At 70.3% G+C, this 15,651-nt stretch carries 16 protein-coding genes; 10 read left to right on the forward strand and 6 right to left on the reverse strand.

Annotated features, from left to right (window positions below):
• Nucleotides 1-69 precede the first annotated feature (69 nt).
• Together HW566_RS01730 and HW566_RS01735 are read left to right on the forward strand one after the other, a co-directional pair.
• Nucleotides 70-1,536, forward strand: coding sequence for an HNH endonuclease signature motif containing protein (locus tag HW566_RS01730; RefSeq protein ID WP_178009862.1), 1,467 nt, complete (start codon nucleotides 70-72; stop codon nucleotides 1,534-1,536).
• Nucleotides 1,537-1,677: 141 nt separating this feature from the next.
• Nucleotides 1,678-2,958, forward strand: a complete 1,281-nt coding sequence (locus HW566_RS01735) for a DNA recombination protein RmuC (protein WP_178009864.1) — start codon at nucleotides 1,678-1,680, stop codon at nucleotides 2,956-2,958.
• A 21-nt stretch (nucleotides 2,959-2,979) separates the two neighbouring features.
• On the opposite strand, the gene HW566_RS01740 is transcribed toward HW566_RS01735, so the two are convergent.
• Nucleotides 2,980-3,168, reverse strand: a complete 189-nt coding sequence (locus HW566_RS01740; RefSeq protein WP_178009866.1) for a UDP-N-acetylmuramyl pentapeptide phosphotransferase — start codon at nucleotides 3,166-3,168, stop codon at nucleotides 2,980-2,982.
• Between the two features lie 122 nt (nucleotides 3,169-3,290).
• Nucleotides 3,291-4,280 carry a class II fructose-bisphosphatase gene (gene glpX, locus HW566_RS01745; RefSeq protein WP_178009867.1) on the reverse strand — a complete coding sequence of 330 codons (990 nt, stop codon included), beginning with the start codon at nucleotides 4,278-4,280 and terminating at the stop codon, nucleotides 3,291-3,293.
• Between the two features lie 209 nt (nucleotides 4,281-4,489).
• On the opposite strand from glpX, the gene fbaA reads away from it, so the two are divergent.
• Nucleotides 4,490-5,518 carry a class II fructose-bisphosphate aldolase gene (fbaA, locus tag HW566_RS01750; RefSeq protein WP_178009869.1) on the forward strand — a complete coding sequence of 343 codons (1,029 nt, stop codon included), beginning with the start codon at nucleotides 4,490-4,492 and terminating at the stop codon, nucleotides 5,516-5,518.
• A gap of 88 nt (nucleotides 5,519-5,606) precedes the next feature.
• Here the strand turns inward: fbaA and HW566_RS01755 are convergent, their stop codons facing one another.
• A complete protein-coding gene (locus HW566_RS01755) occupies nucleotides 5,607-6,209 on the reverse strand; it encodes a DUF6264 family protein (protein ID WP_178009870.1) in 603 nt (200 codons plus the stop codon).
• On the reverse strand, nucleotides 6,206-7,267 hold the full coding sequence (locus HW566_RS01760) for a 4-hydroxy-3-methylbut-2-enyl diphosphate reductase (RefSeq protein ID WP_178009872.1): 1,062 nt from the start codon (nucleotides 7,265-7,267) through the stop codon (nucleotides 6,206-6,208). Before HW566_RS01760 ends, HW566_RS01755 begins: the two co-directional genes overlap by 4 nt.
• 58 nt (nucleotides 7,268-7,325) lie before the next feature.
• On the opposite strand from HW566_RS01760, the gene xseA reads away from it, so the two are divergent.
• Genes xseA through HW566_RS01795 form a run of 7 tightly spaced genes read left to right on the forward strand, consistent with a single transcriptional unit; the run spans nucleotide 7,326 to nucleotide 13,269 of the window.
• Entirely contained in the window at nucleotides 7,326-8,648 is a 1,323-nt protein-coding gene (xseA, locus tag HW566_RS01765) for an exodeoxyribonuclease VII large subunit (RefSeq protein ID WP_178009874.1), read from the forward strand.
• A 10-nt stretch (nucleotides 8,649-8,658) separates the two neighbouring features.
• The gene (locus HW566_RS01770) at nucleotides 8,659-8,892 is read left to right on the forward strand and encodes an exodeoxyribonuclease VII small subunit (RefSeq protein ID WP_372955785.1); all 234 of its coding nucleotides are present in this window, start codon (nucleotides 8,659-8,661) and stop codon (nucleotides 8,890-8,892) included.
• On the forward strand, nucleotides 8,892-9,533 hold the full coding sequence (locus HW566_RS01775; RefSeq protein ID WP_178009878.1) for a DUF4245 family protein: 642 nt from the start codon (nucleotides 8,892-8,894) through the stop codon (nucleotides 9,531-9,533). The genes HW566_RS01770 and HW566_RS01775 overlap by 1 nt, the downstream gene beginning before the upstream one ends.
• The gene (locus HW566_RS01780) at nucleotides 9,530-10,207 is read left to right on the forward strand and encodes a carbonic anhydrase (protein ID WP_178009880.1); all 678 of its coding nucleotides are present in this window, start codon (nucleotides 9,530-9,532) and stop codon (nucleotides 10,205-10,207) included. Before HW566_RS01775 ends, HW566_RS01780 begins: the two co-directional genes overlap by 4 nt.
• A gap of 29 nt (nucleotides 10,208-10,236) precedes the next feature.
• Nucleotides 10,237-11,631 carry a class II fumarate hydratase gene (locus HW566_RS01785; protein ID WP_178009882.1) on the forward strand — a complete coding sequence of 465 codons (1,395 nt, stop codon included), beginning with the start codon at nucleotides 10,237-10,239 and terminating at the stop codon, nucleotides 11,629-11,631.
• Nucleotides 11,632-11,641: 10 nt separating this feature from the next.
• Complete coding sequence (locus HW566_RS01790) at nucleotides 11,642-12,616, forward strand: sensor histidine kinase (RefSeq protein ID WP_256728822.1); 975 nt, start codon at nucleotides 11,642-11,644, stop codon at nucleotides 12,614-12,616.
• Nucleotides 12,613-13,269, forward strand: a complete 657-nt coding sequence (locus HW566_RS01795) for a response regulator transcription factor (RefSeq protein ID WP_178009885.1) — start codon at nucleotides 12,613-12,615, stop codon at nucleotides 13,267-13,269. Before HW566_RS01790 ends, HW566_RS01795 begins: the two co-directional genes overlap by 4 nt.
• 40 nt (nucleotides 13,270-13,309) lie before the next feature.
• Here the strand turns inward: HW566_RS01795 and HW566_RS01800 are convergent, their stop codons facing one another.
• Nucleotides 13,310-14,665: a PhoH family protein gene (locus HW566_RS01800; protein ID WP_178009887.1), complete on the reverse strand. Its 1,356-nt coding sequence runs from the start codon at nucleotides 14,663-14,665 to the stop codon at nucleotides 13,310-13,312.
• Nucleotides 14,666-14,844: 179 nt separating this feature from the next.
• Nucleotides 14,845-15,621, reverse strand: a complete 777-nt coding sequence (locus HW566_RS01805) for an isoprenyl transferase (RefSeq protein WP_178009889.1) — start codon at nucleotides 15,619-15,621, stop codon at nucleotides 14,845-14,847.
• Nucleotides 15,622-15,651 lie beyond the last annotated feature (30 nt).

The raw sequence follows: 15,651 nt of genomic DNA on the forward strand, positions 1-15,651 counted from the left end.
ACCTCCCGCCCATCTCCGGCCTGGGGACGGTTCCGGAGCGATGTCGGAGGCCCGTGGCATGATTCGAACATGCATTCGAATAGCGGGATCGGCAGCGACGACGACGTCGACGTCCTCGCTCAGCTGGTCGCGGATGCCGAGGGCGTAGCGGATGCCGCACGGGCGGCGCAGGTCCGCGAGGTTCATCTCCTCGCTGCCGCCGGTCGGTTGGCCGAGTCGCAGTCGGCGGGCGCGTCAGAGAAGGTCAAGGCGCGAGAGATGGCTTTGCGCGGCATCGCGGCGGAACTCGCCGGAGTGTTCGTCGCAACCGACCGGACGTTACAGCGGCGGATCGATGAAGCCCGGGATCTGGTCGAGAACTACCCGGTGACGATGGCCGCTTGGGAGGGCGGACGCATCGTCCGAGGGCATGTGCGGGTGATTCAGGAGGTCGGATGCATCGTGCCCGTGACGGAGCGGGCGGAGTTCGAACGGATTGCGGTCGAACGGTGCGAGGGCGAGAGGCCCAATCGCGTGCTGGAGGCGTTGCGGATGATCGCGGAGCGGATGCACCCGCGATCCTTCACCGAACGACACGAGGAGGCCGCGGCGGGGCGGTGCGTGTGGGTACGGCCCGGGGCGGACGGGATGTCGGAGCTGATTGCGACCCTGCCGACCGTCATCGCGGACGGGATCGTCGACCGGCTGACCCGGCAAGCGCGCGAGATCATCAACGCGCGGGCGCAGGCCGATGCTGCGGGGGCAGAGAGCGGGGGCACCGAGGCTGCGGGCACGGGCACGCCGGCCGCTGGCGGCGTCGGCACGCTGCTCGGCAACGATGCCACCGGCGGCGCGGCGACCCTGGACGGGCGGGCCGGTTCACCCGACGCCGACGGGTCAGCCTTCGTCGACGATGCCCGCACGATCGATCAGGTTCGCGCCGACGTGTTCTCCGACCTCCTCCTCGCCGGAACGCCCGCGCTCGATCCGACGGCAACCGGCGACGGGAACGGAAGCCTCGGGGCGATTCGGGCGCACGTGCAGGTCGCCGTTTCGGCGCTGACTCTCATGGGTCGGGACGAAGGCCCGGCCGACCTCGCGGGCCGCTCCCCCATCGACGCCGCCACCGCACGCGAACTCGCCGGCAACTCCACCTCCTGGGACCGGCTCCTCACCCACCCCGTCACCGGCACCGTGCTCGAGTGCGACTCCTACCGGCCCACGAGCGCGATGGTCCGACTGCTTCGGGCGCGAGACCGGCACTGCCGCTTCCCCGGATGTCGACAACCCGCCATCCGCTGCGAACTCGACCACACCATCGCCGCCGCCCACGGCGGGCCAACCCGCGTGCGCAACCTCGCCCACCTCTGCAAGAGACACCACGACGTCAAACACCACACCCGATGGCGGGTCAGGCAACTCGCGGGCGGAACGCTGGTGTGGACGTCACCCACCGGACGCATCTACCGCGAGGACGCACCACCACCCCTCGTCGCCTTCGCCACAGCAGACCCACCCGATCCGGGCGCCCCACCGAGCGAGCAGCCGCCATTCTGAGCCGACCACACATCTCCAGCAACCGGGAGACGCCGGGCACGAGGTCGGCGCGGCAGGCACCGGGCCGCTTCCGGCACGGAGCGTGCCGCGCCGCACGCCCCGCCTCCGAGCGATGTCGGAGGCACCCGGCATCCTGGACACATGGACGCCTCTTTCGTCTTCCTTCTCATCATCGTCGCCGCGATCGCAGCCGCGGGCGGGTGGTTCGCGGGCTCCGCTCGCGCTTCGCGCACCGGAGGCGCCGACCGCGCCCGGCTCGAGGCTCGCGCGGCGGTCGCGGAGGCCGAGCGCGACGCCCATGCCGAGCATCTCGAACGACAGCGCGAGGTGCAGCGCGAGATGGGAGCCCAGGCACGACTCGACCAGGCGGCGCGCGACGAACGCGACCGCCGAGAGCAAGCGGTGCTGCGCGCCCTCGCTCCCGTGCAGGAGTCGCTGCAGGCGATGCAGGCGAAGGTCGAACTTCTCGAACGAGAGCGCAGCGAGCAGTTCGGCTCCGTCGCGGAACAGCTCCGACTCGGGCGCGAGACCGACGAGGCTCTCCGGTCGACGACCGAGTCGCTTGCCGGCGCGCTGCGATCGAGCGCCGCGCGCGGAGTGTGGGGCGAGACGCAGCTCCGACGCATCGTCGAGTCCGCGGGGCTCACGCGATACGTCGACTTCGAACTGCAATCGAGCATCTCGTCTGACAGCGGCGCGGGGCGGCCCGACCTGATCGTCCGACTGCCGGGTGACAAGGCTCTCGCAGTCGACGCGAAGGTGCCCCTCGACTCCTACCTCGAGGCCAGCTCCATCCCCGTCACCGCCCAGGGCGACGACGCCCGACGCCGCAAGGCCCTCCTGACCGCTCACGTCAAAGCCGTCCGCTCCCACATCGACGCTCTCGCCAAGAAGGCGTACTGGCAGGGTCTGAGCTCCAGTCCCGAGTTCGTCGTCTGCTTCATCCCGAGCGAGTCGCTCCTCGCGGCCGCGCTGGACGAAGATCCAGCGCTGCTCGACTACGCGTTCAGCCGCCGCGTCGCCCTCGCATCCCCGGTCAACCTGTGGGCCGTGCTCAAGACGGTCGCCTACACCTGGACGCAGCAGGACGTGTCCGACGAGGCGCGCCGCCTGTTCGACCTGGGCAACGAGCTCTATCAGCGTCTCGGCGGACTCGCCTCCCACGCGAGCGACCTGCGTCGCGCGATCGAACGCACCGTCGAGTCGTACAACAAGTTCGTGGGGACTCTCGAGACCCGCGTGCTGGTCACGGCACGAAAGTTCCCAGGAATCGACGAGACGCGCCTCGACGCGACCGCGTCACCCGCGCCGATCGAGTCCGCGACGCGCATAACCACAGCGCCCGAGCTGCTCAGCGCAGACGTCGGCGACCTGCGGCAGCGCCTGGGGTCCGACGCCGGGTCGAGCGAGGGTGCCGTGTGATCAGCTGCGCGGGAACAGCGATCAGCCGGGGAACATGTTGACGAGCGCGACGACGGAGACCGAGACCGCGACGAAGGCGCCGATCATCCACCACGCACTCACCTGGTAGCCCTCGGGATGCCGACGGCGCAGCAGGACGTCCGGGCGGCGTGCGGGGTCCATCGCCACCGCGACCTGTCCGGTCTGCGGGCTGTTCGCTGTCGTCGACATGGTTCTCCCGGGTGCTGACGTGAGGGTGGTCATCGCCGTTGATACCGAGGCCATTCTGACAGAGCCTGCCTGTGAGGATCAGTGGTTGACACGCCACCGTGTCGCGATAGTTACAACCGACGTCACAGCCACTTCGAGGTGAGGTGCTCCGACGTGATGCGCCGGAGCGTTCCCGACGCCCCTCGCAGCACGACGCTCTCGGTGTAGACGAAGTCACCCTCGCGCCGCACGCCACCGACGAGTTCGCCGTTGGTCACACCCGTGGCCACGAAGATCGTGTTCTTGCCGCGCACCAGGTCATCGGCCTCGTAGACGTGTCCGTCGAGGTTCAACCCCGCGTCGATGCCGCGCTGCTTCTCGTCGTCGTCACGGGCCCACAGTCGGCCCTGGATGTGTCCACCGAGCGCCTTGATGGCGCACGCGGTGACGATCCCCTCCGGGCTCCCGCCGATCCCCACGCACATGTCCGTCCGGGCATTGTGCCGGGCGGCGTTGATCCCGCCGGCGACGTCGCCATCGCTCATCAGGCGCGTGCCGGCACCGGCCTCGCGGATCTCCTCGATGAGCCGGGCGTGACGCGGTCGGTTCAGCACCGACACCACGAGCTCGTCGATCGGCTTGCCCAGCGCCTTCGCGAGCAGCCGGATGTTCTCGGCGATCGGGAGTCGGATGTCGACGACGCCGACACCTGCCGGACCGGTCACCAGCTTGTCCATGTAGAACACCGAGGACGCGTCGAGCATGGCCCCGCGATCGGCGACCGCGATCACCGAGAGCGCGTTGTTCCGCCCCTCGGCCGTCAGAGTCGTGCCGTCGATCGGGTCGACGGCGATGTCCGCCTGGGGGCCGCGTCCGGTCCCGACCTTCTCACCGTTGAAAAGCATCGGGGCGGCATCCTTCTCGCCCTCGCCGATGACGATGACCCCGTCGAAGTTCACCGTGGTGAGGAAGGCGCGCATCGCGTCGACGGCCGCGCCGTCGGCGAGCTCCTTCTTCCCCCGGCCGATGAACGGCACCGAGCGGATCGCCGCGGCCTCGGTGGCGCGCACCAGCTCGAGTGCGAGGTTTCGATCGGGATGCAGCGGACTCATGTCGGCGGTCAAACTCACCATGGGCCACAGCATAGGTGCGCGGGCGTCACGGACTGCCCGATTTCCGGCCTGTCGGAGTGAAGGAATCGTGATTCTTATCGAAACCGCACGGCGGCTCCGCCGACACGGCAGCTCGACCGGCTCGCGCTTTCTCCGGCCTCGTCCCGCGGACGTCGAGCGCACCCTTCGATAAAGTGGGCTCGGTATTACCGCCGATCTGAGGAGCTTCCATGCCCATCGCCACCCCCGAACAGTACGCAGAGATGCTGGATCGTGCGAAGGCCGGTGGGTTCGCCTACCCCGCGATCAACGCCGCCAGCTCGCAGTCGATCAACGCCGTCCTCCAGGGCCTGACCGAGGCCGGCTCCGACGGCATCATCCAGGTCACGACCGGAGGCGCGGACTACTTCGCCGGCCACACGGTCAAGGGCCGCGCCACCGGCGCGCTCGCCTTCGCCAAGTTCGCCCACGAGGTCGCCAAGAACTACCCCGTCACGGTGGCCCTGCACACGGACCACTGCCCGAAGCCGGCGCTCGACGACTTCCTGCTGCCGCTCATCTCCGCGTCCGAGGAGGCGGTCGCCGACGGCGGCCAGCCGATCTTCCAGTCGCACATGTGGGACGGTTCGGCCGTGCCCCTGGCCGAGAACATCGAGATCGCGCAGCAGCTGCTGCCCCGCATCAAGGCGATCCGCTCGATCCTCGAGGTCGAGATCGGCGTCGTCGGCGGCGAAGAGGACGGCGTCCAGCACGAGGGCTCGAACGATGCCCTCTACACCACCACCGGTGATGTGGCGCAGGTCGTCGAGGCGCTCGGCCTGGGCGACCAGGGACGCTGGATCGCGGCGCTCACCTTCGGCAACGTGCACGGTGTCTACAAGCCCGGCAACGTCAAGCTCCGCCCCGAGCTGCTCGGCGAGATCCAGGCCGGCATCGCCGAGAAGTTCGGCACCGGCGAGAAGCCGCTCGACCTCGTCTTCCACGGCGGCAGCGGCTCCACCGACGAGGAGATCGCCCTCGCGGTGGCCAACGGCGTCGTGAAGATGAACATCGACACCGACACGCAGTACGCGTTCACCCGCTCGGTCGCCGGTTTCATGTTCGAGAACTACGCCGGCGTCCTGAAGGTCGACGGTGAGGTGGGCAACAAGAAGGCCTACGACCCGCGCGCCTGGGGCAAGAAGGCCGAGACGGCCATGGCCGCTCGCGTCGTCGAGGCGACGAGGCAGCTCGGCTCCTTCGGCCAGTCGCAGAGCTGACCGACGGCATCTCGCGCAGCCGACCCGAACCGTGTGAGAAGGGCGCCCGTCCGGAGCAGATACTCCGGGCGGGCGCCCTTTGCCGCCGTCAGGACGCGGAGGAGAAGCCCTGCATCACCCCGGGGTCCGACAGCAGCGGCGCGGCCAGCAGCAAGCTGACCATCACGAACGTCACGATCGCTCCGACGAGCGGGATCCACCACGAGATCCGGCGACGCGACAGCGACCACCACGACAGCATCGCCGTCGCGAGCCACCCCGCGCTGTAGACGATGGCTGCGGCGATGCCCCACGCGCGCCCGGCAGCAGGGTCGGCCAACGACCCGTCGATGCCGGCCATCTCCATCCAGGTCTCGGCGAAGCCGACGAAGTCCACCAACTGCGGGATCGCGCCGAGAACGGTCACGAGCCCGTAGGCCAGGAGGGCGATGGTGATCACCCGGTCGGCCGTCCGCGTCGGACGGGCCGCGCTGGTGGTCGGCCGCGGCGAGGGCAGGTGCGACGCGGGATGAGACGGCGTGCGCGACCCCGCGGCATCCGGGCGGGGATGCTGCGACCCGCCGGCCACGACAGCGGTGTCGGCGACGTCCGGATGCGGCGCATCCCCGCCGAGTGCGGCGATGCGAGCGCGCTGCTCCTCCGGTGTGGCGTACTCGCCGTACTGCGGCCGGGGGCGCTCGGACTCGCTCATGCGCGGCCCCGTCCGCCGCGTGCGCGAGCATCCTGCTTGCCCGCGGCATCCGTCCGCAGCTCCTTCGGCAGCGAGAACAGCAGGTCCTCCTCAGCGGTGCGGACCTCGTCGACGTCGCCGTAACCGGCGTCCGCCAGCGAGGCGAGCACCTGCTGGACCAGGACCTCGGGAACGGAGGCGCCGCTCGTCACGCCGACGGTACGGACGCCCTCGAGCCATTCCTGCCGGATCTCGTCGGCGTAGTCGACGCGATAGGCGGCGCGAGCGCCGTACTCGAGCGCGACCTCGACGAGACGCACGCTGTTCGACGAGTTCGCCGAGCCCACGACGATCACCAGGTCGGTCTCTCCCGCGATCTTCTTGATCGCGACCTGGCGGTTCTGCGTGGCATAGCAGATGTCGTCCGAGGGCGGATCCTGCAGCTGCGGGAATCGCACCCGGAGCCGGCGCACCGTCTCCATCGTCTCGTCGACCGAGAGCGTCGTCTGCGAGAGCCAGACCACGCGCGAGGGGTCGCGCACCTCGACGGTGTCGGCGTGCTCGGGCGAGGTCACCACCGTGACGTGCTCGGGTGCCTCGCCTGCCGTCCCCTCGACCTCCTCGTGTCCCTCATGGCCGATCAGGAGGATCTCCCGGTCGTCGCGCGCGAAGCGCACCGCCTCGCGGTGCACCTTCGTCACCAGCGGGCACGTCGCGTCGATGGCCTGGAGGCCGCGGTCGGACGCCGCCGAGACGACAGCCGGCGACACGCCGTGCGCGCTGAAGACGACGTGGGCGCCCTCGGGGACGGCGTCGACCTCGTCGACGAAGACCGCTCCGCGCTCCTCGAGCTCGCGGACGACGTGGATGTTGTGAACGATCTGCTTGCGCACGTACACCGGCGAGCCGAAGCGCTCGAGCGCCTTCTCGACCGCCACGACGGCCCGGTCGACGCCGGCGCAGTACCCCCGCGGCGCCGCCAGCAGGACCCGCTTGGCGGCGCCGACGGGGATATCCTGGAGACGGCCGTGACGCCCCGGCACGCGGGGAACGGGCAGCCGGACGGCGGGAGTGCTCACCCGTCGATTCTACGAGGCGCATCCCGCCCGCTGCTCGGAACCGGCCGTGAGGAGCCCCATGCCGTCGTTCGAGTCCGCACCCGACCAGGCGCCCCCACCCGACGCGGTGCACCCCCGCGACTCCTCGCCGCAGACCCCGACCTCGATCTCGCGGCTCAACGAGACGATCCGGGACTTCGTCCAGCGCTGGAACGCCGTCTGGGTCGAGGGCGAGATCACGTCCTGGAACGTGCGCGGCGGGCACGTCTTCGGCCGCCTCAAGGATTCCGAAGCGGATGCCGCCCTGTCGTTCCGCCTGTGGTCGAGCACACTGCAGCGGCTGGGGTCGAGCCCGCAGGTGGGCGACCGCGTCGTCGCCTGCGTGAAGAGCGACTACTTCGTCAAGACCGGCGACTTCTCCTTCACCGTCTCGGCGATGCGGCCGACGGGACTGGGCGATCAGCTCGTGCAGCTCGAGAGACTGCGCGCGCAGCTGCGCTCTGAGGGTCTGTTCGACCCCGCGCGCAAGAAGCCGATCCCGTTCCTCCCCCACACCATCGGCCTGATCACCGGTGAGCGCAGCGACGCCGAACGCGACGTGCACCGCAACGCGGAACTGCGGTGGCCGCATGTGGAGTTCCGGACCGTTCACGCCGCCGTGCAGGGCGACCGATGCGTTCCCGAGACGATCGCGGCGCTGCGCACGCTCGACGCCGATCCCGACGTGGACGTCATCGTCATCGCGCGCGGCGGCGGCGACCCGCAGACGCTGCTCGGGTTCAGCGACGAGCGGCTGCTCCGCGCCGTCGCCGACGCGACGACCCCGGTCGTCTCGGCCATCGGCCACGAGAACGACCACCCGCTCCTCGACGACGTCGCCGATCTGCGCGCGTCGACGCCCACCGACGCGGCCAAACGCGTGGTGCCCGACGTCGTCGAACAGCGTGCGCTCGTCGAGCAGCTACGCAGCAGGTCTCGCACGCGCGTCACTCAGCGTGTCGCGCACGACCTCGCCCAACTCGAGCAGCTGCGCTCGCGGCCTGTGCTGCGAGACCCGGAGTCGCTGATGACCACCCGCGCGCACGAGGTGCACCTGCTCTCGGCGCGCGGACGCGACATCGCCACCCGGCGCCTCGACGCCGCCGGCCATGACACCGCTCGTCTGCAGGCGTCGCTGCGCGCACTCTCGCCCGGGGCGACCCTCGACCGCGGCTACGCGATCGCCCACCTCGCCGAAGGCGTGATCGTGCGAGATGCCGGACAGGCACCCGCCGGTGCCGACCTCGTCGTCATGGTGAGCAGAGGGTCGTTCGGCGCGCGGTCGCAGGGCGAACTCGCCGAGACCTCCGACGCTCCGGCACGCGGCGACGGCGACGACGGATCGACCGGGCAGCCGTCCTAGGATGGATGCCATGACCTCGCCGGCCGATGAGCTTCCCGCCGACGTCGCGACCCTGAGCTTCGAACAGGCTCGAGACGAGCTCGTGCGCGTCGTCGCCGAGCTCGAGCAGGGGGCGCCGACCCTCGAGCAGTCCCTCGCGCTGTGGACGCGCGGCGAACAGCTCGCCGCGCGCTGCGAAGAGTGGCTGCTCGGCGCCAAGCGCCGCCTCGACGAGGCACGCGCCGCACGCGCGGGCGACGAGTGATGGCGAAAGGCCCCCGGGTCGTCGCCGAGCTCGGCCGGCCCGAGACCCCCGACGAGACCGCCGCCCGCAAGGCGGCGTCCTCGCGTGTCTACCGGTCCAGCCAGACCGCCCGCAATCTGATCGCCGCGCTGATCGTCACCGTCGCCGTGGTGGCGGTGATCGTGTTCGGGGTCCCGCGCGGCTCCGTGCCCGAACGGGACGCCATCGACCCGGCCGCCGTCGCCGCCGATGTCGGCCCCGCGATCGACCGCGAGCTCGTCGTTCCCGAGGTACCGGGATCGTGGCGGGTGAACAAGGCCGAGCTGGCCGGCGACGACGTCCGCACGTGGGAGATCGTCTACGCGCCCGCTGACGGCTACGTCAACGTCCAGCAGGCCTTCGACGCCGACCCGGGCTGGGCCTCCCGGCAGGTCGGCGGAGCGCGGGGCACGAGGGTCGAACGCATCGACGCCGTCGACTGGCAGGTCTTCGAGATCCCCGACCCGGCTCGCGCCGGCAACATCTCCTACGCCCTCACCACGGCTCTCGGGCCCGACACGATCCTGGTGTACGGCGGCGGCGCCGTCGACGCCGAGACCGTCCGCATCGCCGCCCGGGGGCTTTCATCGCAGATCGTCGAGCAGCAGAAGGAGACGCCATGAGCGCCACCGGATCGGCACCGGGTCCCCTCACCCCGCAGGACGCGTGGGACGACATGCGCGCGGGCAATCTGCGCTTCGTCGAGGGCACCCCTCGCCACCCGCGACAGGACGTGGAGCGACGGCACGAGATCGCCGGGCTTCAGACACCGCGTGCGGCACTGTTCGGCTGCTCCGACTCGCGACTCGCCGCGGAGATCATCTTCGACGAGGGTCTCGGCGACCTGTTCGTCATCCGCAACGCGGGCCAGGTGATCTCGGACTCCGTCGTGGGAAGTCTCGAGTACGCCGTCGAGGTTCTGAACGTCCCGCTCATCGTGGTGCTCGGCCACGACGCCTGCGGCGCCGTCCGCGCGGCGATCGACAGCACCGGCGTCGACGCTCCGCCGCTCCCCCCGCTCATCTGGCGCCAGATCGCGCCGATCGTTCCGGCCGTGCGCCGTGTGCTCCGCGCGGGCGCCGCCGAGGGCGTGACGGCCGAGAGCGTCGACGCCGAGACGGTCGGTCGCGAGCACCTGCGCGACACCGTCGGGCAGCTGCTGCACGCCTCCGAGCTCATCAGCACGGCCGTGGCCGAGGGCCGGCTCGCCATCATCGGCGCGAACTACCGCTTGGGCGAGGGCACGGCCGTACCCGACATCATCCTCGGCGACGTCCACGACGACGCCACCTCCTGACGACGAACACCGAGAGAAGGAACGACGACGTGACCGACATCGAGTACCGCATCGAGCACGACACCATGGGAGAGGTCCGCGTCCCCAAGGACGCTCTCTACGCGGCACAGACCCAGCGGGCGGTCGAGAACTTCCCGATCTCGGGCTCGGGCCTCGAGGCGACCCAGATCGCCGCCCTCGCCCGCATCAAGAAGGCCGCGGCGCTGGCGAACAAGGAGCTCGGCACCCTCGACCCGGCCATCGCCGACGCGATCGCCGCGGCAGCGGACGAGGTCGTCACCGGTCGCCACGATGCGCAGTTCCCGGTCGACACGTATCAGACCGGTTCGGGCACCTCGTCGAACATGAACATGAACGAGGTGCTGGCCACCCTCGCCACGCGCTCGCTCGGCGCGACGGTGCACCCCAACGATCACGTCAACGCGTCGCAGTCGTCCAACGACGTCTTCCCCACCTCGGTGCACATCGCCGTGACCCAGGCGCTCATCGACGACCTCATCCCCGCGCTCGACCACCTCGCCGTGGCCTTCGAGGACAAGGCGCAACGGTGGAAGGACGTCGTGAAGTCCGGCCGCACGCACCTCATGGATGCCACACCCGTGACCCTCGGCCAGGAGTTCGGCGGCTACGCACGCCAGATGCGGCTGGGCATCGACCGGGTCCAGGCCGTGCTCCCCCGCGTCGGCGAGGTGCCGTTGGGCGGCACCGCGGTCGGTACCGGCATCAACACGCCGCTCGGATTCCCCCAGAAGGTCATCGAGCTGCTCGCGGCCGAGACCGAGCTGCCCATCACCGAGGCGAAGGATCACTTCGAGGCACAGGCCAACCGCGATGGGCTCGTCGAGACCTCGGGCGCGCTGCGCACGATCGCGGTCTCGCTCACCAAGATCAACAACGACATCCGCTGGATGGGGTCCGGCCCCAACACCGGCCTGGGCGAGCTTCACATCCCCGACCTCCAGCCCGGCTCGTCCATCATGCCGGGCAAGGTCAACCCGGTCGTCCCCGAGGCCGTCCTGATGGTCTCGGCGCGGGTCATCGGCAACGATGCGACCGTCGCGTGGGCCGGCGCGTCCGGTTCCTTCGAGCTCAACGTCGCGATCCCGGTCATGGGAACGGCGCTGCTGGAGTCCATCCGACTCCTCTCGAACGCCGTGCGCGTCCTGGCCGACAAGACCGTCGCCGGCCTCGAAGCCAACGTCGAGCGTGCCGCCGCCTTCGCCGGCATGTCACCCTCGATCGTCACGCCGCTGAACAAGCTCATCGGCTACGAGGCGGCGGCGAAGATCGCCAAGCACGCCGTGGCCGAGGGCATCACTGTCCGCGAGGCCGTCATCGCGCTCGGATACGTCGAACGGGGCGACCTGACCGAGGCCCAGCTCGACGAGAAGCTCGATCTGCTGTCGATGACCCACCCTGGTTGATAATCAGAGGGTGAGCCCATCGCGGTCGAAGGTTCGGCGCGCACGCATCCTGGGGATCCTCCTGGCGATCGTGTGCGCCGGCTTCGTCGTCGCCGCCATCGGCGTTCTCCTGGTCCTCCTCGCCGCGGGGAGGGCGCTCCCGTGGGCGGCAGCGGCCGTGTTCTCGATCATCGGGATCGGTACGCTCGTCACCGTCGGGACGGTGGGCTGGCCGCTGCTGGTTCCGGCACCTCGTGACGCGGCCGCACAGGATGCCTCCGATGCAGCGGTGGAGGCGCAACGCCGCCTCCTCGACGACGTCCGACACGAGCTCAAGACGCCGATCGCCATCGTGCGGGGTCACCTCGAGCTCATGGACTCCGCGGATGCCGCCGACGTCGAGGCCGTACGCGAGATCGCCACCGCCGAGCTCGACCGTATGACGCGCCTGATCGGCGACATCGACCTGCTCGCCTCCGTCGAAGGAGACCGCTTCGCGATGGACGACGTCGACCTGGAGGGCCTGACACAGCGCGTCGTCGACCTCGTGACGGTGATCCCCGGACATCGCTGGACCGTCGAGGCCACGCAACGCGCCGTGCTCCACGGCGATCCCGACCGGCTCCTGCAGGCCTGGTTGCAGCTCGCCGACAACGCGGCCAAGCACACGGCCCCGGGCACGGCGATCGAGCTCGGCAGCGGGGTGTACGCGGGGTCGGCGCATCTGTGGGTGCGCGATCACGGGCCGGGCATCGCGCCGGCGGCCCGCCACCGCATCTTCCGCCGCTTCGACCGCGGCGGCCGACGGCGCTCGGCGGGCGGGTCCGGCCTCGGTCTCGCCATCGTCGACGCGATCGCCAAGGGCCACGGCGGATCGTGCACGGTCGCCGACACCCCGGGCGGCGGCGCCACGTTCACCATCGAGATCCCTCTCCGCGCAGTCCGCCGCCTTCCGGCGCCGGTCCGTGCCGACGAGGTCGTCCTCCAGCGCAAGGAGATCGGATGACGCACATCCTCCTCGTCGACGACGAGCCGCACATCATCGGGCTCCTCGAGCGCGCGCTGCGCGCGGACGGTCTCGAGCCGGTCTCCGCCGAGGACGGCGAGAGTGCGCTGCAGCTGCTCGACGAGCGCGACATCGCTCTCGTAGTGCTCGATGTCGGCCTCCCGGGTATCGACGGCTTCGACGTCCTGCGCCGTATCCGCGCCGGCGGGTCGACCGTGCCCGTCATCATGCTGACGGCGCGCAGCGGCACCGCCGACACCGTCGAGGCGCTCGACGCCGGTGCGAGCGACTACGTCCCGAAGCCGTTCGTCGTCGCCGAGCTGCTGGCCCGCATCCGATCGCGGCTGCGCGAGAGCGCCGGGGCCTCGACGGTGCTCACCTACGACGGGGTCACCCTCGACATGCTGGCGCGACGGGCCACCGTCGAGGGGCACGACATCGATCTGTCCGCCCGCGAGTTCGCCCTGGCCGAGCAGTTCCTCCGCCACCCGGGTGAGGTGCTCACGCGCGAGACGCTGCTCAAGCAGGTCTGGGAGCTCGATTTCGATCCGGGCTCGAACGTCGTCGACGTGTACGTGCGATACCTCCGCGGCAAGGTCGGCGCGAGCCGCATCGCCACGGTCCGGGGCGAGGGATATCGCTGGGAGGCCTGACGGCCGGACGCCGCGGACACGGCGCCCGGCCGGGTGACGATCAGCTCAGCTCACCGGCCTCGAGCAGATCGGTCACGAGGGCGGCGATCGCGGAGCGCTCGGAGCGCGTGAGGGTCACGTGCGCGAACAGATCGTGGCCTTTCAGCGTCTCGATGACCGAGGCGATGCCGTCGTGGCGTCCGACCCGGAGGTTGTCGCGCTGACCGACGTCATGGGTGAGGACGACACGCGAGTTCTGCCCGACCCGGCTCAGCACCGTCAGCAGCACGTTGCGCTCGAGCGACTGCGCCTCATCGACGATCACGAACGCATCGTGCAGCGACCGGCCGCGGATGTGGGTGAGCGGAAGCACCTCCAGCAGACCGCGGGCGATGATCTCCTCGACGACGTTGCCCGAGACGACCGACCCGAGCGTGTCGAAGATCGCCTGCCCCCAGGGGTTCATCTTCTCCTGCGCGTCTCCGGGGAGGTATCCGAGATCCTGCCCGCCGACGGCGAAGAGCGGTCGGAACACGATGATCTTCTTCTGCTGCTGACGCTCGAGCACGGCCTCCAGGGCGGCGCAGAGCGCGAGCGCCGACTTGCCCGTGCCGGCGCGGCCGCCGAGCGAGACGATGCCCACGTCGGGGTCGAGCAGCAGGTCGATCGCGATGCGCTGCTCGGCGGACCGCCCGTGCAGCCCGAACACGTCGCGGTCGCCCCGCACGAGTCGGAACGACCCGTCGCCGGTGACCCGTCCGAGCGCCGAGCCGCGCTCGGAGTGGATGACGAGGCCGGTGTTCACCGGCACCCCGCGCACCTGCTCGCTCGTGGCGACCTCGCTCTCGTAGAGGTCGCTCATCTCGTCGCCCGAGAGATCGACGCCGGCGATGCCGGTCCACCCCGAGTCGATCGCCTGCTCGGCCAGGTACTCCTCGGCCGTGATGCCGAGAGAGGCCGCCTTGACCCGCATCGGCAGGTCCTTCGACACGACGGTCACCGGCTGCCCCTCCTGGGCCAGGTGCATCGCGACGGCGAGGATGCGCGTGTCGTTGTCGCCCAACCGCATCCCCGCCGGCAGCACCGAGGGGTCGGTGTTCGTGAGTTCTACGCGGAGGGTTCCGCCCTCGCCCACCGGCACCGGGAAGTCCAGACGACCGTGTTCCACGCGGAGGTCGTCGAGGTGACGCAGCGCCTGACGGGCGAAGTACCCGATCTCGGGGTCGTGACGTTTGCCCTCGAGCTCGGTGACGACGACGACGGGCACGACGACCGAATGCTCGGCGAAGCGGAACAGAGCCCGCGGATCGCTCAGCAGCACCGATGTGTCCAGGACGTAGGTGCGCAGCTCCTGATCGGAGATGTCACCTCCGCTGAGGATGACGCGACGCTGCTGGTCAGTTGCTCGTGCGGCCACAACCCACTCCCCGCTTCGGGTGTCTCACCCGATTTCCCGAGTCGACCGTGGGTCACGAGTCGTGATCGGCCGACTCGAACGGGCACCGTGCCCGTTGCGATGACAGTACGACCGGCGGATGACGCCGCAGCGCCGCGACACACCCCGCAACGTTTCGGGCGGATGAACTCTTCGCGGCACTAACCGCCGTAGCGACGATCGCGCGTGGCGAAGTCGCGGATCGCGCGCAGGAAGTCCACCTCGCGCAGATCGGGGCCGAGCGCCTCGACGAAGTAGAACTCGCTGTGCGCCGACTGCCACAGCAGGAAGTCGCTGAGCCGCTGCTCGCCCGAGGTGCGGATCACGAGGTCGGGGTCGGCCTGTCCACCCGTGTAGAGGTGTTCGCCGATCTGCTCCGGTGTCAGGCTCGCGGCCAGCTCCTCGAGCGACCCGCCCCGCTCGTTGTGGGCCGCGATGATGCTGCGCACCGCGTCGACGATCTCGCCACGGCCCCCGTATCCCACCGCGAGGTTGACGTGCAGGCCGGTGTTCTCGCGCGTGCTTTCCTGTGCTTTGGAAAGCACGCGCGCGAGATCCTGGGGCAGTTGAGCCGCGCGTCCGACGTGCTGGACCCGCCACCCCGGCTCGCGCGCCAGCTTCTCGGCGAGCTCGGCGATGATCTCGAGCAGGTCGGCCAGTTCGCGGGAATCCCGCTTGGCGAGGTTGTCGTGCGAGAGCAGGTACAGCGACACCACTCGAATGCCCAGTTCATCGCACCAGCGCAGGAACTCGTGCATCTTCGCGGCGCCCGCCCGGTGCCCGTCGGCGGGGGTCGGATAGCCCGCCTGCCGGGCCCAGCGACGATTGCCGTCGATCATCATCGCGACGTGGTGGGGAACGACCTCGGGCGTCAGGTGCCGGCGGAGCCGGGACGCATACAGTCGGTAGAGGGGGCCTCTCCCCGGATTCTCAGCCACGGTCCTACGCTATCGCTCCCCCATGTGAGC

The sequence above is a fragment of the Microbacterium oleivorans genome, from assembly GCF_013389665.1.
In the GTDB taxonomy this organism is placed as follows: Bacteria; Actinomycetota; Actinomycetes; order Actinomycetales; family Microbacteriaceae; genus Microbacterium; species Microbacterium oleivorans_C.